Source organism: Pseudomonas sp. LTJR-52, from assembly GCF_003691465.1.
GTDB lineage: Bacteria > Pseudomonadota > Gammaproteobacteria > Pseudomonadales > Pseudomonadaceae > Chryseomonas > Chryseomonas luteola.
In genome coordinates this window covers 3,358,107-3,381,068 of the sequence record NZ_CP033105.1, presented here as the reverse complement: position 1 = coordinate 3,381,068, position 22,962 = coordinate 3,358,107, and the positions used below count along the sequence as shown (strand labels likewise).

The 22,962-nt window shown below is 56.9% G+C and carries 19 protein-coding genes; 11 read left to right on the top strand and 8 right to left on the bottom strand.

Features of this window, described 5'->3' with window-relative positions:
* Window positions 1-96 precede the first annotated feature (96 nt).
* Together recD and rmuC are read left to right on the top strand one after the other, a co-directional pair.
* Window positions 97-2,091: an exodeoxyribonuclease V subunit alpha gene (gene recD / locus EAW52_RS15845; protein ID WP_162997770.1), complete on the top strand. Its 1,995-nt coding sequence runs from the start codon at window positions 97-99 to the stop codon at window positions 2,089-2,091.
* A 248-nt stretch (window positions 2,092-2,339) separates the two neighbouring features.
* Window positions 2,340-3,926 carry a DNA recombination protein RmuC gene (gene rmuC, locus EAW52_RS15840; RefSeq protein ID WP_122043180.1) on the top strand — a complete coding sequence of 529 codons (1,587 nt, stop codon included), beginning with the start codon at window positions 2,340-2,342 and terminating at the stop codon, window positions 3,924-3,926.
* A gap of 42 nt (window positions 3,927-3,968) precedes the next feature.
* Here the strand turns inward: rmuC and EAW52_RS15835 are convergent, their stop codons facing one another.
* Entirely contained in the window at window positions 3,969-5,282 is a 1,314-nt protein-coding gene (locus tag EAW52_RS15835; RefSeq protein WP_256680604.1) for an MFS transporter, read from the bottom strand.
* Between the two features lie 620 nt (window positions 5,283-5,902).
* Window positions 5,903-7,825, bottom strand: coding sequence for an AAA family ATPase (locus EAW52_RS15830; protein ID WP_122043178.1), 1,923 nt, complete (start codon window positions 7,823-7,825; stop codon window positions 5,903-5,905).
* Window positions 7,826-8,257: 432 nt separating this feature from the next.
* Between EAW52_RS15830 and EAW52_RS15825 the strand changes: the two genes are divergently transcribed.
* The 5 genes from EAW52_RS15825 to EAW52_RS15805 all read left to right on the top strand — a co-directional run bounded on the left by EAW52_RS15825 (window position 8,258) and on the right by EAW52_RS15805 (window position 11,638).
* Window positions 8,258-9,043: an NAD-dependent deacylase gene (locus EAW52_RS15825; RefSeq protein ID WP_122043177.1), complete on the top strand. Its 786-nt coding sequence runs from the start codon at window positions 8,258-8,260 to the stop codon at window positions 9,041-9,043.
* A gap of 269 nt (window positions 9,044-9,312) precedes the next feature.
* Window positions 9,313-9,942 (top strand): helix-turn-helix transcriptional regulator, encoded by a 630-nt coding sequence (locus EAW52_RS15820; RefSeq protein ID WP_122043176.1) that lies wholly within the window; start codon window positions 9,313-9,315, stop codon window positions 9,940-9,942.
* Window positions 9,943-9,946: 4 nt separating this feature from the next.
* On the top strand, window positions 9,947-10,339 hold the full coding sequence (gene csgE, locus EAW52_RS15815; RefSeq protein ID WP_122043175.1) for a curli production assembly/transport protein CsgE: 393 nt from the start codon (window positions 9,947-9,949) through the stop codon (window positions 10,337-10,339).
* Window positions 10,336-10,758 (top strand): curli assembly protein CsgF, encoded by a 423-nt coding sequence (locus EAW52_RS15810; RefSeq protein WP_122043174.1) that lies wholly within the window; start codon window positions 10,336-10,338, stop codon window positions 10,756-10,758. The genes csgE and EAW52_RS15810 overlap by 4 nt, the downstream gene beginning before the upstream one ends.
* Before the next feature lie 28 nt (window positions 10,759-10,786).
* Window positions 10,787-11,638, top strand: a complete 852-nt coding sequence (locus EAW52_RS15805; RefSeq protein ID WP_019366622.1) for a CsgG/HfaB family protein — start codon at window positions 10,787-10,789, stop codon at window positions 11,636-11,638.
* A gap of 41 nt (window positions 11,639-11,679) precedes the next feature.
* Here the strand turns inward: EAW52_RS15805 and EAW52_RS15800 are convergent, their stop codons facing one another.
* From EAW52_RS15800 to pobA, 4 genes are all read right to left on the bottom strand, one after another.
* A complete protein-coding gene (locus EAW52_RS15800) occupies window positions 11,680-12,753 on the bottom strand; it encodes a glycoside hydrolase family 5 protein (RefSeq protein ID WP_010797524.1) in 1,074 nt (357 codons plus the stop codon).
* Between the two features lie 484 nt (window positions 12,754-13,237).
* Window positions 13,238-14,035, bottom strand: coding sequence for a hypothetical protein (locus EAW52_RS15795; RefSeq protein WP_122043173.1), 798 nt, complete (start codon window positions 14,033-14,035; stop codon window positions 13,238-13,240).
* A 66-nt stretch (window positions 14,036-14,101) separates the two neighbouring features.
* Window positions 14,102-14,950, bottom strand: coding sequence for a carboxylating nicotinate-nucleotide diphosphorylase (nadC, locus tag EAW52_RS15790; protein ID WP_122043172.1), 849 nt, complete (start codon window positions 14,948-14,950; stop codon window positions 14,102-14,104).
* A 99-nt stretch (window positions 14,951-15,049) separates the two neighbouring features.
* Window positions 15,050-16,234, bottom strand: a complete 1,185-nt coding sequence (pobA, locus tag EAW52_RS15785) for a 4-hydroxybenzoate 3-monooxygenase (RefSeq protein ID WP_122043171.1) — start codon at window positions 16,232-16,234, stop codon at window positions 15,050-15,052.
* A gap of 169 nt (window positions 16,235-16,403) precedes the next feature.
* Here pobA and EAW52_RS15780 point away from each other — a divergent pair, with 169 nt between their 5' ends.
* Together EAW52_RS15780 and EAW52_RS15775 are read left to right on the top strand one after the other, a co-directional pair.
* Window positions 16,404-17,300, top strand: a complete 897-nt coding sequence (locus tag EAW52_RS15780; protein WP_010797528.1) for a helix-turn-helix domain-containing protein — start codon at window positions 16,404-16,406, stop codon at window positions 17,298-17,300.
* Between the two features lie 45 nt (window positions 17,301-17,345).
* Window positions 17,346-18,203 carry a LysR family transcriptional regulator gene (locus tag EAW52_RS15775; RefSeq protein WP_010797529.1) on the top strand — a complete coding sequence of 286 codons (858 nt, stop codon included), beginning with the start codon at window positions 17,346-17,348 and terminating at the stop codon, window positions 18,201-18,203.
* Window positions 18,204-18,243: 40 nt separating this feature from the next.
* Here the strand turns inward: EAW52_RS15775 and EAW52_RS15770 are convergent, their stop codons facing one another.
* Both EAW52_RS15770 and hmpA read right to left on the bottom strand, forming a co-directional pair.
* Window positions 18,244-19,422, bottom strand: coding sequence for an HPP family protein (locus EAW52_RS15770; protein WP_122043170.1), 1,179 nt, complete (start codon window positions 19,420-19,422; stop codon window positions 18,244-18,246).
* A 143-nt stretch (window positions 19,423-19,565) separates the two neighbouring features.
* A complete protein-coding gene (hmpA, locus tag EAW52_RS15765) occupies window positions 19,566-20,747 on the bottom strand; it encodes an NO-inducible flavohemoprotein (protein WP_122043169.1) in 1,182 nt (393 codons plus the stop codon).
* Window positions 20,748-20,889: 142 nt separating this feature from the next.
* Here hmpA and norR point away from each other — a divergent pair, with 142 nt between their 5' ends.
* Window positions 20,890-22,440 (top strand): nitric oxide reductase transcriptional regulator NorR, encoded by a 1,551-nt coding sequence (norR, locus tag EAW52_RS15760; RefSeq protein ID WP_122043168.1) that lies wholly within the window; start codon window positions 20,890-20,892, stop codon window positions 22,438-22,440.
* Window positions 22,441-22,537: 97 nt separating this feature from the next.
* On the top strand, window positions 22,538-22,933 hold the full coding sequence (locus EAW52_RS15755; RefSeq protein WP_074827693.1) for a hypothetical protein: 396 nt from the start codon (window positions 22,538-22,540) through the stop codon (window positions 22,931-22,933).
* Window positions 22,934-22,962: the final 29 nt, after the last annotated feature.

Here is a 22,962-nt window from a genome sequence, read left to right as displayed (position 1 = left end):
GACGAGCCTGCGTCAGCCGATGCTGCAGCCGCTGCGCCGGCCAGGACAGCCACTGCACCGACGGCCCATACACCTGACTTCCGGCCGCTTGAACACATGGCGGATCTGTTTTTGCTGCTGGACCGCTGGGTTGAGAGGGGGTGGCTTAGGCCGCTGGACCGCGCCTTTGTATCCTTTCTTTATGAGCTCGACGGGCAGAGCCACCCGAGCGTGATGCTGGCCGCGGCATTGACCAGCCATCAGCTGGGCCATGGGCATGTGTGTCTGGATCTGGCCGAAACCTTGGGCAACCCGGACATGGCATTATCGCTGCCACCGGAGGGCGATGAAGACAGGCAACCGGTGCTGCTGCCTTCCGAGGTACTGACAGCTCTCAACGTAGCGCACTGGCTGAGTGCGCTGGAGAAAAGCCCGATTGTGGCCATTGGCCAAGTGGATGACTGTCCGCTGGTGCTCGATGGCCAGCGGTTATATCTGCGCCGTTACTGGAGTTATGAGCGCCGTGTCAGCGAATGCCTGCGGCTGCGTCTCTCCGGCCTGGGGTCTGTGCCGGATGACCTTTGCACACGCTTGGCTGCGCTGTTTCCCGAGCGTCCATTGATCGATGGCAAGAACGTGACCGACTGGCAGAAGCTGGCCTGTGCCCTGGCGGCGCGAGGCGCGTTCAGCATCATCACCGGCGGTCCGGGTACCGGCAAGACCACTACAGTTGTCCGGCTTCTTGCGCTGCTTCAGGCTCCGGCTGTCGAGAAGGGAACGCCCATGCGTATCCGCCTGGCGGCGCCAACAGGCAAGGCTGCCGCCCGGCTGACCGAATCCATTGGGCGACAGGTGCAGTCATTGGGTGTAAGCGAGGCCGTGCGTCCGCATATTCCCGTAGACGTTACTACGGTGCACCGGCTGCTTGGTAGCCGCCCGGATACCCGTCATTTCCGCCATCACGTCAGCAACCCGCTGCCGCTGGATGTGCTGGTCGTGGATGAGGCGTCCATGATCGATCTGGAGATGATGGCCTGCCTGCTCGACGCGCTTCCGCAGCACGCGCGGCTGATCCTGCTGGGCGATAAGGATCAGCTGGCCTCGGTCGAGGCAGGCGCCGTTCTGGGCGATCTGTGCCGTGATGCCGAGCTGGGCTATTACACGCCGGAAACTCGCGCGTGGCTGGAGGAAATCTGCGGGGAATGCCTGAGCGACGAATCGTTGGAAGACGGTCACGAGGAGCATCATGCCCTGGCACAGCAGGTCGTCATGCTGCGTCATTCCCGCCGGTTCAATTCCAGCAGCGGTATCGGCCAGCTGGCTCGCCGGGTAAATCTTCAGGAGGCCAGCAGTGCACGTGAGCTGCTGGTCAAAAAGACCTACGATGACCTGTTCTGCCTGCGGCTGCGTGATGCCGAAGACAAGGCACTGGAAAAGCTAGTGCTGGATGGTCACTCACCCAAGGGGCCTCACGGCTACCGGCATTACCTGCATGTGATGCAGGCGCTTCGGCCCAGTTACGACCTGCCTATGGATGATCCTGTCTGGGAAGCCTGGGCCAAGGCTGTACTGGATGCCTTCGATGAGTTCCAGCTGCTCTGTGCGGTCCGTAAAGGGCCGTGGGGAGTAGAGGGCCTTAACCAGCGGATTGCCAAAGCATTGCTTAATGCAGAGCTTATTAGTCAGGACCAGGGCTGGTACGAGGGCCGCCCGGTACTCGTGACCAAGAATGACTACAGCCTGAGCCTCATGAACGGGGATATTGGCATTGCTCTGTGTATGCCTGAACCGGCCAATCGCTCCGGCAAGGCAATTCGTGTGGCCTTTCCGCGTAACGACGGCACCGGTGGCCTGCGCTTTATCCTGCCGAGCCGACTGTCCGCTGTTGAAACCGTGTTTGCCATGACGGTGCACAAATCCCAGGGCTCCGAGTTTGCTCACACGGCACTGATCCTGCCGGATACGATCAGCCCAGTGCTGACCAAGGAGCTGATCTACACCGGCATTACCCGGGCCCGGGACTGGTTCAGCTTGATCGAATCCAAAACAGGCGTTTTTGAAGAGGCCGTGTCCCGCCGTGTCAGGCGTCTAAGCGGGTTAATGTTGATGTAAGCCCGACTCGTACGTGAACCGAGTTGGGCATCGTCGCAGAACCTTCCATCCAACCTACAGGCCTCGTAGGTTGGATAAAGCGTAGAAAGATCCAACAGGATCAAATACGTATCTGGCAACCCTGGCATTCAACCCTAAACCTGTTCGTCATTTCACCTTTTCGCGCCAAAAGCGTGCCGTAGCCACTGGACGGGCTCATCCGGCCCACATAAGGTGCGAGCTTTGATGTATCCGTTGTGAGGCTGGCTATGAATTCGCTGAACCTGATCTCCCTGGTGTTGCCGCTGGCGGCTCTGCTGGGGTGGGGCGTCACGGCAGCGTTGCTGGTCAGACAGCAGCAAGGTTTGCAGGCGCGCCTTCAGGAAACCCAGGAGCTGATTGAAGCGGAACGCAGCGAGGCCCAGCGGTTGGAAGTGGCCAACAGTCGGCAGGCGGTTGAGCTGAATGCCGAGCGTGACCGCATAAAGCAGCTGAAAGAGCAGATCGAAATGCTTCGGCAAAGCGAGACGGAGCTGCGAGCTCAGACGCGTCAGGCGCAGCTGGAGATGTCGGATCACCGTGCCGCGGCTGAAGCGGCGCGCGCGCAGCTGGACGGCCTGCAGCAGCAGCTTGCCGAGCAGCGCACCCAGCAGGTCCGCGAGCAGCAGATACTCCGTGAAATACAGACACGGCACGCCCAGTTGGTGGAAGAACATGCCACCTTGCGGACCACGCTTGAGCAAAAAGAACAGCATTTCCTTGAGCAGACTCAGCTCCTGAAGGAAAGCCGCGAGCAACTCAAGGCTGAATTCGAGCAACTGGCCAGCCAGATCTTCGAGGCGAAGGGGCAGACCTTTTCCCAGCACAGCCAGCAGTCGCTGGATGCATTGCTCAAGCCGTTTCGCGAGCAGATCGAAGCGTTCCGCCACAAGGTTGAAGATATCCACCACAAGGACACCCAGCAGCAGGCCGCTCTGGCACAGCAGCTGTTCGATCTGAAAGAGCTTAATCGGCAGATCACGCAGGAGGCCCATGAGCTGGCGACCGCTCTGAAAGGCCAGAAGAAAGCTCAGGGCAACTGGGGTGAGCTGATTCTTGAAAACGTGCTGGAGCGCTCCGGTTTGCGTCAGGGCACCGATTTCATGCGTGAGGTCAGCTTTGCCACTGAGACAGGTCGTCGTCGGCCGGACGTCCTGGTGTATCTGCCCCAGAACAAGCACCTCATCATTGATGCCAAGGTCTCGCTCAACGCCTATACCCGCTACATCAATTGTGAAGATGAGGCCGAGCGCCGGATCGCTCTGGCAGAACACGTGCGCGCGGTAGGAGAGCGCATACGTGAGCTGTCGGACCGTGAATATTTCAAGCTGCCGGGCCTTAATGCACCGGAAATGGTTTTTATGTTCGTGCCCATCGAGTCAGCCTTTGTCGAAGCCCTCAAGGCAGACGAGACCTTGTTCCAGCGGGCCATCGAACAGAATGTGCTGGTCGCAACTCCGACCACCCTGCTGACCAGCCTCAATATTGTCCGGCAGCTCTGGCGCTTCGAAGACCAGAGCCGGCACACCGCCGAACTGGCCGACCGTGCCAGCAGGGTATACGACAAGCTACGGACCTTTCTGGGAAGCATGGACGGTATTGGCAAGAGCCTGGAGAAAGCCCAGGAGGCTTATCACAAGGCCTGCGGGCAGCTCGTTAGCGGGCAGGGCAACCTGGTCAAGCAGGTCAACGATTTCCGCGCGTTGGGCGTGTCCGTCAAAGCCGAGATCGATGAGCAGTGGGCAGAGCGGGCGGACCTTGAACTGAACCTGATTTCCCTTGAGGGAGAGTCGGTGTTTCAGGAGCGTGAGGTATAAAAAAGCGCGGCACAGGCCGCGCTTTTTCATTCAGGAGCAGGCTCAGCTCTTGGCAGGCTCGGCACCGGTAAGTGACTCGTTCGCATTAACCGGCTGCGTGTCGGTCAGGTGAGAGCGGTCGGTTGCCACGTTCCAGACGATCAACGCCGCCACGATGTCGAAAATGGCCAGCACGATAAACAGTGGGCTATAGCCTACCTTGGTCACCAGCACGCCGAAGACAAACGTGAACGCCGCGGCGCCCAGGTAACCGAACATGCCACCCATGCCGGTAGCTGTCGCCACTTCACTCTTGCCGAATGCGTCAGCGGTCACCGAGTACAGCGCCCCTGAAAGCGTCTGATGGGCAAAGCCACCGATGCAGAGCAGGGCAATCGCGGTGTACGGGCTAGCCACAAGGCCAGTACAGGCTGGTGCGATCATGCAGAAGGCACCCAGCATCAGTACGATCTTGCGCGAGGTGAACAGCGAGACCTTGAGGTGCTTGTGGAAGAAGGGACTCATGTAACCGCCCAGCACGCAACCGATGTCTGCTGCCAGGAAGGGAAGCCAGGCAAACAGAGCCACTTCCTTAATGTTCATGTGACGTTCGGTCATCATGTACAGCGGAATCCAGGCGTTGAAGGTCTGCCAGGCCGGCTCGGACAGAACGCGCGCCGCTCCAATGGCGAAGAAGTTACGGCTGGTCAGAATCTTTTTCCAATTGGCTTTGGCAGGCGTCTCATCCTTGTGCTGGGCTTCCTGGCCCGAAAGAATGTAGTCCCGCTCGGTGTCGGACAGCAGTTGCTGCTGACGCGGATGTTTGTAGAACACCAGCCACAGGGCGCTCCATATAATGCCGAGCACGCCCACGATCAGGAACGCCAGCTCCCAGCCGCTCTGCAGGATGGCCCAGACCACCAGCGGCGGTGCCAGCAGGGCGCCTACCGATGAGCCGATGTTGAACCAGCCAATGGCGACCGAACGCTCCTTGGCTGGGAACCACTCGGAGGTAGCCTTCACCCCTGCGGGGATACCGGCCGCTTCTGTCAGCCCCAGTAGGCCCCGGAAAAACGCAAGCCCTTGCCAACCGTTGGCCATGGCTGCTGCTGCGCACGCCACCGACCAGGCAATGGCGAAAATCGCAAAGCCCAACTTGGTACCAATGGCATCCAGCAAGTAGCCTGCAATAGGCTGCATGAAGGCATAGCAGAGCTGCCAGGCGATTACGATGTGAGAATACTCTTCGGCGCCAAAATCGAGCTCTTTCATCATGGTGGGCGCTGCCACCGACAAGGTATTACGGGCCAGGTAGTTGACGATCAGACCGCCCGTGACAAGGGCGACCATCCACCAGCGGATTCCTTTTATTTTCATGACACACCTTTAATTGTTCTTAATGGTTGAGCTGTGCTGCAGGGCAGGGCTAAAGCGTTGAAACGCCGCAATGCGTAATCAAATGCTGCGTTCGAAACAGGACACACAAGGCGAGTAACGGGCGCGAAGCGTTCGGCGTGATATCGCCATAAAGGGGCTTAAACCTGACCAACGGAAAACGAAATGATGCGGATCGGAGGAAACATGCATGAGGCACGATGGCTTCGAGAGGTCGATGTATGATGACTTTGATTTGACGCCGGACCTGCAGGTGATGCCAAGCAAGCGTGACAGATGTAGGCCTGTCAACAGGCTTACAACCGCGCTAGTAGACGGGTTTACCTCTGCACGATAAGTAGTCCGTGCCACACGGTTTCGAATAGGTGTAATCGCTGCGAGGGCCATAGCGCTACATATCCATTTGTTATGATTGTTGTGTCATACGTCGTCATACAACTGGAAATATTATGTAACGTTCCTTTGTTACTTTGTCAATTCAGACTATCGGCGAAAGGCAGACGGTTTTGCTTTCTACGGTAAGAAATTGCAGATTTTTCCCAATAAAAAAGCCCGCGGTGTTCACCACGGGCTTTGGGGATCAGCAAGAGCTGCGGCGGAAATTAATCCAGCGTCCAACCGCTCATGGCTGCGTTCTGGGCACGCTCGGGATCGGCCTTGATGGCGCGATTGAGGGCCTTGACTGCCTCGCTACCGCCATGGGCAGCCAGCGCATGCATGACGTCCTCACCTGGAATCGTCTCATGCTCGAGCAGGCCTTGGGTAATGCTGTCCAGAGCAGGACGCAGACGCTGCAACAGGGCCATGCATTGATCGTTCAGGCGATGCAGAAGCTCATCTGCGGCCTCGATGGACGTATTTGCATCGTATTCAATGCCGGCATCACGCAGTGCCTGAATGCTGATCAGCGAGCCTTTCGGTCCCATGCCCAATGAACCCACCATCGACAGGGCCAGCTTGGAGGCTTCCTGCAGGTCTTGGGCCGCGCCCGAAGATACTTCATGGAAGTAGATCTGTTCGGCACAGCGGCCGGCGAGCAGCATCTGGATACGAGCCTTAAGTTCAGACTCCAGATGCAGACGCTTGTCTTCCACCGGTGTTACCAGTGTCACGCCCAGGGCCTGACCTCGGGGCAGGATGGTCACCTTCTCAACACGCCCAGTGTTGAGCGCCGCTGCTACCAGGGCATGGCCGGCTTCGTGTACGGCAATACGGGTCCGCTCGGTATCGCTCAGCGGCGTGACAGCAGTAGGCTGCTCACCGATACGGCAGGTCTCGATCGCATCCACAAAGTGGCTCATGCTGACCTGAGTGCAGTTCTCACGTGCCGCTAGCAGCGCCGCATGGTTGGCAATGTAAGCAATGGCAGCAGGTGTCAGGCCAACGGTGTTACGGGAGAGGGCCTCGAGATCCAGGTCACCCTGCACCTGAATTTTCTTGGCGTACAGGCGGAACAGCTCGATACGGTCTTCCAGGGTTGGCAGACCGACCGCAATGGTCCGGTCGAAGCGGCCTTCACGCACCAGTGCCGGGTCTAGCGAGTTGGCAAAGTTGGTCGCACCCAGGACAAGCACGCCGCTAGAGCCATCGAAGCCGTCCATCTCGGTCAGGAACTGGTTGATGATGCGGTTAGCTTCCGCGTCGCTTGAGCGGGACTGCTCGGCACGCTTGCCAATACCGTCGATCTCGTCGATGAAGATGATGCACGGTGCCTTCTTGCGCGCTGTACGGAACAGGGACTTCACTTTCTGAATGCCCACTCCGAAGAACATCGAGGAGAAATCACTGCCCGTCACCTGGATGAAATGCGCGTTGCATTCCGTAGCCAGTGCTTTGGCCAGCTGGGTTTTTCCTGTGCCCGGCTCACCAGTCAGCAAGACACCCTTTGGCGGGCGTGCGCCCAGTGCCGAGAAGGCGGCAGGGTTACGCAGGCAGGTAGTGATGTCCTCCAGTGCACGCTTGGCTTCATGGGCCCCAACGACATCTTCGAAAGAAACATTCGTGCCCTTGCGCTGGATCTTGAACGGGCTCATAGCGCGGAACGCCAGCGGTACGGCCAGCAGAAGCAGCAGCAGATAGGTGGGCAGGTTGGCCAACAGGCTTTCCATGACCGGACTGCGCTCAGCCGATTCGGCAAAGGTCGCAACCGGGAACAAGGTCTCGCCACGGTTCGAGTAGTCACGCAAAACCAGATCGCCGACCCGGCCAGAAGGATCGGCTACCGTGTAGTGAGCATTGGCCGTGGTAGTGATATACACCGCTTTTTCGCCAATCACAGCACCTGCAATGGCGTTGCTGCGCATGTCGTTGACCAGAACGGACAAGTCCTGCGGATGGTCTGTCCACGGTTGTGGTGCCGTGCGGACCGTATCAAGCATCGCTTGAACCGAGCCGGGGGCTGCTGTGCTGACAGTTGCCTGACCAGACGTCAGGCTCCAATAACCGATACTGCCAGCAAGTACTGCAGCCAAGGCCAGCGCGGGAATAACAGTGAAACGATGCTTGCTAAAAAAGGATTTCTTCATGGCGATTCCGGTGAGGCGAAACGTCAGCAAGAGAAAAATACTCTCGCTCGAAGGGAACTTCCGGATTATCGGCATGTAGCGCAGCGAGTGAACCCGCTCTTGTCGAAATACGATGAGTGGCGGCACCGTCGGTCGAGTTTGAAAACGATAAGGTATCTGTTGGTAAAAGAAAAATGAGAACTTTGAGCAATTGTGTAGCGTATTTACACAAGTGCTCTGGCATGCACTTCCCATTAAAAAGGTAGCGCCTGCCGCAAAAACTGGTTACGTTTCAACTGGCAAATTCATATTAATTGGCTACAACTGGATAAGCATTTCATATTTAGACAAGAACGTTTTATTCACCAATAGGACCTTTGGTGAAAAAAGACCGGAAAGGCCTCTTTATAAAAGCAGGATCGGCCCACTCATGGAAAGATTGGAACAGATGTTATGAGCCAAACCCCATCCTCTACGTCGCTGGCGATAGATGAAGCGCTGAAACACTGTATTCGCGATGCACAGCACGTGGTGTTCTTTACCGGTGCAGGCGTATCGGCCGAAAGCGGCATTCCCACCTTTCGAGATGCACAGACCGGACTCTGGGCAACGTTCGATGCCACCGAACTGGCAACCCCCGAAGCCTTTGAGGCGGATCCGGCCCTCGTCTGGGGATGGTACGAATGGCGTCGTATGAAGGTGCTGAAGGCTCAGCCCAATCCGGCCCATCTTGCTATTGCCCGTCTGGCCCAGCACTTTCCACGCGCTACCGTCGTTACCCAGAACGTCGATGATCTGCACGAGCGTGCTGGGAGTGCCGATGTACTGCACCTGCATGGCAGCCTGCATCAGCCGCGCTGTTTTGCCTGCGGCACCGGCTATTCGTTCGAGCGTGAAATATCGGTTGAACCAGATCAAGGTCGTCGTGTCGAACCGCCACGCTGTTCCAGGTGTAATGGTTTTATAAGGCCAGGCGTCGTCTGGTTTGGCGAGTCGTTACCGGTACAGGCCTTGCAACAGGCATTTGATGCGGCAGCGCAATGTGATGTCCTGCTTTCCATTGGTACATCCGGTGTGGTCTACCCGGCCGCTCAGATGCCTCATATTGCGCGTAATGCCAATACCGCGGTCGTTCATATCAATCCGCAGCCGGTTTCAGGAGTACATTCCGATGACTGGACGTTGATTGGTGCAGCAGGTGATCTATTACCTAAGTTGGAAAGAGAAGTCTTTTCCTGATGTATCTCGTTACGTGAATACAGTCCTGTTTCATAAAGTGTTCACGTTGGTTCTTGAGAATTCTGTTATTTCAATACAGCCTGCTGAATATTCAACCGTCATCAGGGAGTGATGCCAAAAGAATCTCAATATATCGCTGTGTTTAATTTCTCATTTGTTTGAGGCGAAATGGTTTCAGGGGCTTTTTTGTTTGTGATCGCAAGATCGTTGGATAGCCTACCGACATTAAGAATAATCGAGGCTTAAAGTTGAGTTCAGCAGACGCCATTATGGCAACAGGCCGCCCGCCACTTACCGTCAAACTACTGACCAAGAATCAGTTGTTGGGGCAGTTATTCCAGCACTTTCTCAATCAGCAGACGGAATTCGAGTTATGCGTGGGGGACTTCAATGGATTGGAAAAGGCCAAGGCATCTCTCTGGCTGCTTGATGTCGGTAGTGTCGCATTCGAGCAGTGCTCGGCTGTGCTGGATCAGTTGATTGGTCAGGCACCGGTTGCGCTGGTCAATACCTCGGATGAGCAGGCGCAGCAGCTCATCGAAAAGCATCCCGAGATCAAGGGAATCTTCTACACCCATACCTCCCGAGAGCTTTTGCTCAATGGCATACAGGCCCTGCTGATGGGACGGGACTGGTTGCCACGTGATGTCATGGAGCGTCTGATCGAGCGCTATCGGCGGATGCAGACACTGGAAGAGGAGGCGGTGGACCTGACCGGGCGCGAGCGTGAGATCCTGAGCCTGGTTGGCAAGGGTTATTCAAACGCGGAGATTGCTCATCAGCTCTGCCTGAGTACACATACCATCAAGAGTCATATTCATAACCTGCTTCGTAAGATTGGCGCCTCCAATCGTGCAGAGGCCGCGCTGAAGTTCTACGAAAAGAGTAAAGGACATTAACGCAATGAAGCGCTGGGGAGTCGGACTGCTGGGGATGATGATGCTGATGTCGGCACAGGCTGCCAATGATGAGGAGAATATCCAGGGCTTTATCGTCGACAACACGATCTCCCGCTTCGGTCATGACTTTTATCGTTATTTCAGCGATCGGTTGGTCGATACCAGCCAACTGGATTTCAACTTGGTAGTACGCGAGAGGCCTTCTGCGCGTTGGGGAAGTTTGGTCTGGGTGGAGCATGACCAGCGAGTGGTTTACCGGCAGTTTGTCCAACCTAATGTCTCGGAGCTCAAAGGCACGGCCTATGCAGCGGCGGACATGGTCAAGGACACAGTCGCTAAACAAAAACTGGAAAATCTTTTATATGACACCTTCGACATGGACAGAGACGAGCTATGAAGAATAAGAACGTACATTCAGCAACGATGCTAGGGCTGCTATTGCTAGGTTCCGTCTCGTCGCTCCAGGCCACTGAACTGGTCTATACCCCCAAGAACCCTGCTTTTGGCGGCAGCCCGTTGAACGGCTCGTATCTGCTCGGTAACGCGCAGGCCCAGAATGACTATGATGATCCCGATGCCACGTCATCCAGCAGTATGTCCGCTATTCAGCGTTTCACCAGCCAGCTTCAATCGAGTTTGCTTTCGCAGGTATTGACTAATGCCCGTAACGGCAAGGCAGGCAGCGTTACAACGGATGATTTCATCGTCAATATTCTCAATGACGAAACAGGGCAGCTAGTCATCCATATTACAGATCGGGTGACAGGCGAGGTCTCTGAGATTGCCGTAAACGGATTGGCCGGAACGACTTACTAAGCAGCACGCTAAATCAGGAATAGCCATTATGAAACGACTCATGATGTCGTCAGCGTTGCTGTGCGCGATGCTGATGCAGGGATGTTCTGTGCGTGACCCCATGCCCGCCGAACAAAATGCCCAACCTACACTGACCCCACGGGCCTCCACCTATTACGATCTGCTGAATCTGCCGGCACCGCGAGGCAAGCTTGTTGCGGCCGTCTATGGGTTCCGTGACCAGACCGGCCAGTACAAGCCCAGCCCGGCCAGCTCGTTCTCTACCGCCGTCACCCAGGGTGGCGCCAGCATGTTGGTCGATGCACTCCAGGCCAGCGGCTGGTTCGTGGTGCTGGAACGTGAGGGGCTGCAGAACATTCTGACCGAGCGCAAGATCATCCGGGCGACCCAGAGCAAGCCCAACACGCCACAAAACATTCAGCAGCCGCTCCCTTCACTGCAGGCAGCCAACATTCTGCTGGAGGGTGGCATCGTTGCGTATGACACTAATATTCGAAGTGGCGGCGAAGGCGCTCGCTACCTGGGAATCGGTGCGTCCCAGGAGTACCGGGTCGATCAGGTGACGGTCAATCTGCGCGCCATCGATGTACGTGGCGGACAGGTATTGGCGAACGTGATGACATCCAAGACCATCTTCTCGATTGGTCGCTCGGCGGATGTCTACAAGTTCATCGAGTTCAAGAAGCTACTAGAGGCAGAGTCTGGCTATACCACCAACGAGCCGGCTCAGCTTTGTGTGCTGTCGGCTATCGAGGCGGCTGTCGCGCATCTGATTGCCCAGGGGATCGAGCGTAAATTGTGGGTCGCCTCCGACGTTCATGCGCTGGATGACAATGAAGTCCTGAGCAAGTACGTGACCTCAAAAACGATGCCCAAGTAAGCCAATGGGGCCTCAAGCAGGCCCCATTTCCATAGGCCCGATTAATTCGGGCCTATTTGTATGCACTGACTAGGTGTGCTCAGGTATTTCTTGAGCGTCGGCCATTGCGGGCGTTCCTGTCCATTCACGGGCTCAACCGCCAGGTTGTAATTACCCCAGCCAGGACCTGCCGCCCAATAGGTTGCCGGGATACAGTTCTGTCTGAGATAGGCCAACATGTTGTCCATCAGTACCAGCCAGCGAGGATCATTGTCCGGGACGCCAAACTCGCCGATATAACCCTTCTTGCCATGCTTTTTCAGCCACTCTACAAAAGGCTTCACACGCGCCACACCATACATGGGGTCCAATGTGCTGACGTCCACGGTCTCGTAGGTGCCGCCGGAGTTGTTATCGAAATAGGTGTGCGCCGAGAAAATCAGATTGTCGGACGGGTCTTTCAGATTGAGCAGCGAATCGTTCCATTGCGCCCAGCGGGTTGCCTCCGCCCAACCATTGCCTTCGACAATGATGGGCTTGACCTTGTCCACCGTACGCACGCCATTGATGCCGTGCTGTGCTGCGGTCGGCCAGTAATCGAGCGCACCGTTGGGTTCATTCATGATGTCGTAGGCGTAGAGGGCAGGGTGCTTGGCCCAACGAAAGGCGATGCGGTACATCACGTCGTGGTAGGCCGCATACGGCACGTTCTTTGTACCAATCAGCTCACCGCGATAACGCGCATAGTTATGCAGGTCCAGAATGACGCGCACATTGTATTTCTGTGCATAGTTCATGGTCTGCTGGATCAGCCCTACATAGTCTGGGTCGAGCATGTTGTAGAGCTTGGGCTGTAGGCGCTCCCAGATAATAGGGAAGCGAATCAGGCGAACACCTCTCTCGCTCCAATCCTTGAAATGGGTTTCCGTAGGAAAAATGTAGTTGCGGTTGTTGAGGCCGGGTAGAACGTGGGCCGCAAACCCTGCGCCCGACATGTTCAAGCCAACCAGACCGACGCTTAAATCATCCGCTTGGGCTGTAGCTGATAGCGTAGCCACAGAAGCAGAGAGCAGCAGCCCCTGTACTGCACCACGGAAGAGGCGTCTGAGTCGTGCGATGGATTCAAAGCGGTTCATGAAAGTTTCCCCAATATTGAATAAATCAATTACCAGCTGCTGTGTTGCGCTGGATAAGCCGTGACAGTCGTTTAAGCACCGAGGTGATTTCTGCAGCGCATGCTGTCGTTGTGCTTGGCGTATCGACGGCTTAGCGTTTGGCTTGAGGAACGAAATGGTAGTGAAAAGGCCGTCATAGAGCGGCGATTAGTCGCAATAATGGCTATTTGGAATGATTAATTTAGGTATGTCAAAAATATGGCGAAGGCGCTTATAAAAATAATTGGCGCGGCTAAGTGACGATGAGTCAACGATTAACCGGAGCTATGAATGATGTTCGGGACAGATATTTTCGTGGACGAAAAACGCACAGGAAGCGCGAGGCGGACCAGCGAAGAGGATTTGAAGCGTTAACAGCTAAAGTTCTAAAGTGTGAGCTTGATCAATATATCGGTGGCCTCTGCCGCTGCTGCAGAAGCCACCGATTCCAAGGGCATTCCAGACGTTAATGCACGGATTGGGCGCCCATCTTGCTGAGCACTGCAAGGGTCTGCTTGAGTGCGGCGAAGGCAGTGTTGGCACTCTCATCCGTACTCAACAGGCCGTCGAACAGGCTGGCAATCAGCACGTTATCCCGCTGCGTAAACGTTTCGATAATGGCCGTTGCGTTCACCTTGCCAGCCGTACCGGTTGCCTGGATATGCTCGACCAGCAGCGAGGCAAGCAGGGCAACATAGCGGGCTGCCAGAGGGTAGGCCTTGAGAAACACACTGTAGGGCGCGTCAAGCAGGCTTGGAGAGAACCCTTTGGCGAGACCACGTTGAGCCGTAGCGGCTGCCAGGTGAATGGCTGCCTCACGGTCCTGAGTAACGGCAGGATTATCCTGCAGCGCCTTGCTCATATGGGTAATAAGTGTGTTGAGAAATACCTTGCGGTTGGCCAGATATTCGTCTTCGATATCCAGCAGGTTCTTGTGGATGTATGCCAATTGCCGGGCTTCTTCTTCGCCTTCGGCGGCAATCGTCGCGTTAAAGGCTCGCGTCAACGGTGCGGCGAGGATGCTGGGTTTGCGTCCTTCCAGCTCGGCCTGAAGAATTGGCCCGCTGGAATCTGAAAAGAAGATGCGATCCTTGTACTGCTTGAACAATCCGTTGCGGGCCGTTACCCATTGCTCGGGTTGAAAGAGCTGTACGGCCGTGCTGTCGGAAATGATGACACGGTTCTTGGGACGTGCAGACAGGTAGGCTTCCAGCTGTGGGCTGGTGAAGGCGCTGCTATCGATGACAAGGTAGCGATGGCTCACAAAGGTTCCTTGATAAAGCCTGCGGGCCAGCGAACCGGCCTGCAGTGAACAACAGGAGGCATATGATCAAAGCGCCAGGCGCATGGAAAGATCCAGTGCCTTGACGTCTTTGGTCAGCGTGCCTATTGAAATATAGTCGACACCGGTTTCAGCGATTGGGCGAATGGTCGTGTCATTGATGCCGCCCGACGCCTCCAGCCTGGTGCGGCCCGCATTGATTCTTACGGCCTCGCGCATATTCTCAAGCGAGAAATTGTCGAGCATGACGATTTCAGCGCCTGTGGCCAGGACCTGCTCCAACTCAGCGAGGTTCTCAACCTCTACTTCAACCGGCTTGCCGGGGGCGATACGACGCGCCGTCTCGACTGCCTGGGCAATACCGCCGCAGGCCGCAATATGGTTTTCCTTGATAAGAAAGGCATCGTACAGACCAATGCGGTGATTATGACAGCCGCCACAGGTGACGGCATACTTTTGTGCCAGCCGCAGGCCGGGTAGGGTCTTGCGCGTATCCAGCAGGCGGACCTGAGTACCGCTGACCAAGTCTGCGTAATAACTGCAGCGAGTCGCTGTGCCTGACAGCAGTTGCAGGAAGTTGAGCGCTGTCCGCTCGCCCGTCAGCAGGGAGCGGGCGGGGCCTGACAGAGTAAAAAGAATCTTGTCGGCCATGACCCGTTCCCCGTCCCGAACCTGCCATTCAACCTTTACGGTGGAATCGATCTGGCGGAACACCTCATCGACCCAGGCGGTGCCGCAGAGGGTGGCGTCTTCACGAGTAATGACAGTAGCCCTGGCGGTGCGGTCGGCAGGGATGAGCTGGGCGGTGATGTCGCCGGTTCCTACATCTTCAGCCAGCGCAGTGCGGACGTTGGCCTGAATTTCCTGAGGTAATTGTTCTAGGTAGGTGCTGGGCATGGACAGTCCTGGCGTGCAGCGTAAAACGCAGCCGAGTGGATGCGCTTTACGGGGCGTGGGTCAAGACGGCCAGATTACCAGAGCTTGGCTGCCGTCGCCTTACTCGATCGGCTCATAAGGCAGACCGACATAGTTTTCGGCAATGGTTTTTCTACCGGCTTCAGAACCCAGGAAATAATCCAGCTCGGTCTGCTGGATGCGGCGGCCAAAGTCATCGGTATCAGGAAAGCGATGGAGCAGGGAAGTCATCCACCAGGAAAAACGCTCGGCTTTCCAGACGCGGCGCAAACAGACCTCCGAATAGCGTTGTAGGAGGTCCGTACGGCCTTCGTGATAGACCTTGTTCAAAATCCGGTACAGGGTGCAGACATCGCTGGCCGCCAGGTTCAGCCCCTTGGCCCCTGTGGGTGGAACGATATGCGCCGCATCGCCGACAAGGAAGAGATGACCATACTGCATGGGCTCGACCACAAAGCTGCGCAGAGGCGCGATGCTTTTCTCGATAGAGGGGCCGGTAACAAGTCTGGCAGCGGTTTCGGCCGGCAGGCGCTGTTTGAGTTCATCCCAAAAGCGTTCGTCGGACCAGTCCTCGACCTTCTCGTCAGCGGAAACCTGCACGTAATAGCGGGTACGCGTCTTGGAGCGCATGCTGCATAGGGCAAAGCCGCGCTCATGGTTGGCATAGATCAGCTCTTCGTTCACCGGTGGGGTGTCGGCCAGGACGCCCAGCCAGCCGAAGGGATACACCCGTTCGAACGTCTTGAGCGCGTCTGCCGGAATCGACTGGCGCGAGATGCCATGATAGCCATCGCACCCGGCGATATGGTTACAGTCCAGGCGTACGGTTTCGCCATTCTTTTCAAAGGTCACATAGGGCTTTTCGCCTTTCAGCTCGTGAAGCTGTACGTTGCTGGCTTCGTAGACACTAAGCGCACCACTGGCCTTACGTGCCTCCATCAGATCTCGGGTGACTTCGGTCTGGCCGTAGATCATGACCGTCTTGCCACCGGAAAGCGTCTTGAGGTCGATGCGCTCTTGGCGACCTTCGAACGCCAGCTCGAATCCATCGTGGACCAAGCCTTCCCGATCCATACGCTCGCTGACGCCAGCCTCACGCAGGAGGTCGACCATGCCTTGTTCGAGGACGCCAGCACGAATGCGGCCCAGCACGTAATCAGGACTCTGACGTTCGAGGATAACGGTGTCGATGCCAGCATTGTGCAGCAGCTGACCCAGGAGAAGGCCGGATGGACCGGCGCCGATGATGGCGACTTGTGTCTTCATTGTTATGGTCTCTCGCTTATTGTGTCGTCACGTCCGGCGAAGGGATGGCCAGCGTGCGTTCTTATCTGCGTCGCCTGTATTTTTGGTTGATCATTGCCGAGCGAGAAGGCACTTTACGTAGGAAGTTCTGGACTTTTATAAACACCCTTGCATAAGAATGAGGTCCACCATGAAACCGCCCGTGCCGAATATTCCGGTGTTCATGCTCTATGGCGACCCATTGGAATGGCCTACACCGGACCTGCTGCACTGCGAGTCCATCCCCAAGCGCAGCAGCCTGCACGATTGGGAGATTCAGTTGCACCGGCATGCCGATCTGGTGCAACTGCTCTATGTGCGAAAGGGATGGGCCGAGCTTAATGTGGATGGGCAGCAGACCCGTATCGATGATGCCGCCATCCAGGTGGTGCCTGCCTTTTGCATCCACGGATTTCGGTTCTCGGAGGACATCGACGGTTTTATTCTCACTCTGGCGATGCCCCTGGTTTCCCGGCTGCAGGAGCATCTGGGCGGGCAGACCCAGACCTTCAGCCAGCCTGCGCTTTATCAGGTCGGACGAGAGCGGCGTTACATCCACACGCTGTTTGCCGCGATCAATAATGAGTACAGCTCCTCGGCGCCGGCGCGGGACCTGCTCCTGCAATCGCTGGTTGGGGTGTTGGCGGTATGGTTGGGGCGGCAGGTGATGGTGCGCGACGCCCAGGAGCGGCCCGAGCGGGGTCAGTCCTACCTGACTGCGTTTTCCCAGCTGGTAGAGGCGAATTACAGCAATCACTGGCCTATCGAGGCGTATGCCAAGGCGTTGGGTATCACACCGGCCTATCTCAATGGGCTTTGCAGGCGGCTGCGCGGACAGACCTCACTGGGCGTCATCCATCAACGGCTGTTGCTTGAGGCCAAGCGAAACCTGATCTACACGGGCCTTACGGTCAACCAGATTGCGGATCTGCTGGGCTTTTCCGAACCGGCGTATTTCACGCGGTTCTTCAAGCGGCTGGCCGGGGTGTCGCCCTCGGTGTTCCGTCAGGAGTCCTCCTCGCGCGAAGCAGAACTGCATACAGCCTGAGTTCATGGCTACACTGACGGCTCGCTTATCGATAATCGGATACCCATGGATCTTGAACTGGCCCGTACCTTTCTTGAAATTGCCCGGACTGGAAGCTTTCTGGCTGCGGCGGAACGGCTGCATGTGACGCAAACCGCGGTCACGGCGCGGGTACAGAATCTGGAAGCGCAGCTTCAGTGCCGGCTGTTCGTGCGTAACCGGGCGGGTGCGAGGCTGACGGCAGATGGTCAGGTGTTTGCCGGATATGCCAGTCAGCTGGTACAGACATGGGACGCTGCGCGGCGTGACCTGCCGCTGCCGGAGGGGTTTCGCAATCTGCTCACGGTAGGCGGGGAGGTCAGCCTGAGCAATCCATTGATCCTCAATTGGGTAAAGCGTTTGCGGGAGGCATTGCCTGGCTACGCGGTACGGGCTGAAATTGCCGACAGCAGTCGTCTACAACAGCAGGTAGAGCAAGGTGTGTTGGATGCGGCACTGGTCTATCAGCCGGAATACTGGCCAGGAATGCAGGTCGAGCAGGTGCTGGAGGAAAAGTTGATTCAGGTCTGCTCGGTAGCTCAACCTGAGCCCTATATCTACATTGATTGGGGCGAGGCCTTTCGCAAGCAGCACGACGCAGCCATGCCCGAAAAGGCGAAGGCAGCACTTTCTTTCAGTCTGGGGCCTCTGGCCTTGCAGTACCTTGTACAGAATGGAGGTGCAGGATATTTCAGGACGCGCGTCGTCCAGAGCTATCTGGATAACGGCATATTGCAGCGGGTAGAACGGGCACCGGAATTTACTTATCCCACGTATCTGGTGTACTCACGGGACAAGGAAACGCCCGTGCTTCAGGATGCGATCCAGTTGCTGCGAGACGTGATCGGTGAGGACGCAGACTGGTCCCAGCGTTGGGAGGGATGAATCCAGGAGGACGCATGGCCTTAACCATGCGCCCTCTGAATCAGGCGGCGCTTTCCTTGGAGGCGCGCTGATTGGCCGCCTCACGGTGAGTAAGTACGTTCTTCAACCAGCGTTGGTAGAGCGCAGCGATCAGGTCGGTCTGGCTGATGATGCCGACCAGGTTGCCCGGCTCATCCAGGACAGGCAGGTAATGCAGGCCCTTGTCTGAAAGCAGTGACACCAGCTCCACGATATGGGTGGTATCCCGCACACATTGCACATGGCGTGTCATAAAGCGCTCAAGCGGGATATCGCCTGGATTACCCTGCGCGTTTGGCGAGCCCGGCTCGATGGCCTTGAACAGGTCGGCCAGGGTCACGATGCCCACCAGATGCTTTGCCTCATCAAGAATCGGCAGCGCTTTCAGGTGATGAGATTCCAGCAGATTCCAGGCATCCTGTAGCCGCGTGTCAGGATGGGCGATCTGTAGGTCCCGCGACATGATCTGAGCGGCGGTAATGGCGCCCATGCTACGACTCAAGGCGTGGCGCTCGGTCTGACGGACCAGGGACTCAAGGTCGTCTCGAGTGATGTCGACAACGCCACCAAACTCCTTCATGGCCAGCTCGAGGTCTGCCGTCGTAAATCCCGCGCGCTGCGAAGGGAGCGGGTCCCGAGTGTTATGCGGATTGGCGGCTGGCGCCGGAGCTTTCGGGTAAGGCAAGCGAGTCAGGTTGTTGTAGATCAGGGCAGCTGCCAGGACGATTAGCGAACAGAGCGCCACCGGCAGCATGATGTGCAGACCGAGCTGCTGAAAAGCCGGCCCGCCTAGGCTGACCGCCACGACCACTGCAATGCCCGGTGGATGGAGGCAACGCAGGCTGAACATGGTCACGATGGTCAGCCCCATCGCCACCGCGGCGGCCAGCAGGGTATGGTCGATCCACTGGCCAACCAGCGCACCAATTCCGGCAGCCACTACGTTACCGCCAATAATCGACCAGGGTTGCGCCAGAGGACTGGACGAGACAGCAAACAGCAGCAGGGCTGATGCACCGATAGGGGCTGCAATTCGCAGCGCAATCTCGAGTCCGTAAAAGTGAGTACACGCCAGAACGCTGGCTACCATACCCAGGCAGGCGCCAAGCGTGGCACGGACCAATTCACGGGGTGGGGCTTTGACGGCAGCAGGTTTGAAACGCTTGAACCAGGGCAGCAAGGAACGCAGTCTTTTTTTCACGATTATTAGAGGCTTTTATAGGCACGCAGGTAATAGCCTCTTTATCCTAGCGAGCCTATTGGGATCGATCTAATAAATAATAATGAGCCTTTTGCTCAATAAAAGTGAATTAAAAGGCGGGCCGTTGAGACCCGCCTCTTTACTCAGGCTTCCAACGATGCTGCTGGCCCAAAGAATTCATAGCGACTTTGCGCTTCAGGTACACCCAGTGCTTTCAGCTCACGCTTGATCAGGGCCATGAAGGGCTTTGGACCCAGGAAGTAGGCATCCAGGTCACGATTCTCGGGTAGCCACTGCTCCAGTAGTGCATGTGTTAAAAGTCCGTTTGCATCGCCCCGATCCTCGGGACGCGGATGGCTGTAGCAGAAGTAGCAGCGTAGCTGAGGATGCTTTGCCTTCTGCGCTTCGAGCCACGGGCGGAAGGCTTGGACGCCTGCGTCGCGGGCGCAGTGGATAAAGGTAATAGGGCGACGGGGTTCGAGTGCCGCTTCCAGCATGGTGAGTGCCGGAGTGATGCCGACACCAGCAGTAATGAAGACTAGAGGCTTGTCAGATGGCCTGAGCGTAAACTCGCCTGCCGGTGGGAAAAGCTCAAGACGATCCCCTTCGTTTACCTGATCGTGCAGGTAATTGGAAACACGTCCCTCGGCCTCGCGCTTAACGCTGATGCGGTATTCGCGACCGTTGGCGCGTGCCGATAACGAATAATTACGGCGTACCTCTTCACCCTCCAGAATCAGGCGCATGCCAATGTATTGGCCCGGTTGAAAGTCCAGCAGGGCACCGCCGTCCTCGGGTATCAGGTAAAAGGACGTGATCTCGTCACTCTCTGCCACCTTGCGGGCAACACGAAACCAGCGACCGCCACGCCAGCCGCCGGTGGCTGCCTCATGAGTGGCGTACAGATCTTCCTCGGCGCCAATCAGGATATCGGCCAGCTGACCGTAGGCTGCGGCCCAGGCATCGATCACTTCGTCGGTAGCGATTTCCTGGCCCAATACCTCGCGAATAGCCCGCAGCAGGCAGGTCCCTACGATGGGATAATGTTCCGGCAGAATCTGCAAGGCGACATGCTTGTTGACGATCTGAGCCACCAGCGGGCCGAGCGCCTCCAGCTGGTCGATATGACGAGCATACATGAGTACGCCATTGGCCAGGGCACGAGGCTGGGCGCCACTGGCCTGATGCGCCTGGTTGAACAAGGGGCGGACCTGCGGGTACTCGTTGAGCATCATCTTGTAGAAGTGAGTCGTCAGTATCTCACCTCCGGTTTCCAGCAGCGGAACGGTGGACTTGATGATTGTGCGTTGTTGAGTGGTTAACATGGTTCAGCTCCTGCGTTGGCTTTACCTGAGTAATACACGAGGCATGCCAATAGCGAGAGCTTTTAAAATCAATAGGTTATCTAGATTCGAGTCATTTTGACTGCTTAATGTGTTTGTCAAAATGACTCTATGAGAGGTCATAATGACCACGGCTCCGTTGTTGTCTGCACTGATTCCCCTGGTCGCCGACCTGTCCCGAGAGCTGCCGGAGCAAGAGCGCTATCGCAAATTATTACTGGCACTTCGGGAGTTGCTGCCCTGCGATGCCGTTGCCTTGCTCAGGCTGGATGGCGATCAACTAATACCACTAGCCGTACAGGGGCTCAGCCCTGATACGTTGGGGCGGCGCTTTCGCATCAGTGAGCACCCGCGGCTCAAGGCGCTGATCGAACATCGAGGGCCGACCCGCTTTGCAGCAGACTGCGACTTACCCGATCCCTATGACGGTCTGGTTGAGGGCCATGAAGCCCTTGAAGTCCATGACTGCCTGGGCTGCCCTCTGTATGTGCAGGATCAGGTCTGGGGATTGCTGACACTCGATGCTCTGGAAGAAGCGCGTTTCGGCACTGTGGATCTGGATATGCTGCAAGCCTTTGCCAGTCTGGCTTCGGCCACCGTAACAGCAGCCGAGCGGATCAATGCTTTGACGCGACGCGTGGCCGATGAAAGCCAGTTGGCCGAACTCTACAAGCAGGCAGCAGGGCAGGTGCGAACCCGTGAGCTGATCGGGCAGAGTGCTGCACACAAGCAGCTCCTGCAGCAGATCGCTCTTGTAGGGGATAGCGATCTGACCGTATTGGTGACGGGAGAGACCGGTGTTGGCAAGGAGCTGGTGGCCGAAGCCATTCACGCGCAGTCTGCCCGTGCACGCCGGCCCTTGATCAGCATCAATTGTGCGGCGTTGCCGGAAACCCTGGTCGAAAGCGAGTTGTTCGGGCATGTGCGTGGCGCCTTTTCCGGAGCGATCAGCGAGCGCAGCGGCAAGTTCGATCTGGCCAATGGCGGGACGCTGTTTCTGGATGAAGTGGGTGAAATGCCTTTGGCGGCTCAAGCCAAATTGCTCCGGGTTCTACAGAGTGGTCAGCTACAGCGGGTAGGCTCGGATCGTGAGCATCATGTCGATGTTCGGGTCATTGCGGCCACCAACCGCGATCTGGCCGAAGAGGTAAAAGCTGGCCGTTTCAGGGCGGATCTCTACCATCGTTTGAGTGTGTACCCGCTGAAGGTGCCCGCCTTGCGCGAGCGTGGACGTGATGTACTGCTTCTGGCCGGCTACTTTCTTGAGGAGAACAGGGCGCGATTAGGATTGCGTAGCCTGCGTCTGAGTCCTGAGGCGCAGAAGTCATTATTGACCTATGACTGGCCTGGGAATGTGCGCGAGCTGGAGCACCTGATCAGTCGCGCCGCACTCAAGGCGCTGTCGAGCTACGGCGAGCGTCCCCGTATCCTGAGTATCGACAGCCACTCGCTGGATCTGCCCACTGCAGCACTCATTGCAGACATAACGCCTGCTGTTGAAAGGCCCGACCTGCCTGTTAGTCTTCCCTTGCGCGAAGCGGTAGATACCTATCAGAAGCAATTGATTGAAGCATCGCTCGAGCGGCATCACCATCGGTGGGCGGATGTAGCCCGTGAACTGGCCGTTGACCGCGCCAACCTGAGCCGCCTGGCCAAGCGATTGGGGATCAAGTGATGTAGCTAACCTGATCCAGATCAGGTTTTGGGTTCAAGCGCCGCTGCACCATGGGTATCCGAAGAGGTCCAATAGTGCATCGAGCAGGAGAAAGGATATGACGCAGCGACTCGAATATCTCAGCCGCGAGCAGATAAAAGCTATCGCGGCATTGGCAACCTGTACCCAACTTACCCATGACGGGTTTGGTACCGGGCTAGGGGGAGGCTTGGGATTGGGAGGCGAATCCGCCACAGGCTCACTGATTGGTGAAACACTGGCTGAACAGCGTTTGCGGGAGGCGATATCCGGTCTGACCCACGAACAACTGGTTGAACTGCTGGCGCTGGTCTATGCCGGTCAGGACTGGAGTACCGCGCGGGCGCTGGAAGAATATGCAGCATCCAAGCAGTCGCTACAGGACCTGTGCTCGGAGTTTCTTATCGACAAATGCATCGAGCACAGTCCCTATCTGCATGAGCATCTTGAGCGAGCTTTGGACGTGATCGCCTGATGCTGCGGAGCCCTCCGGTGGGGCTCCTT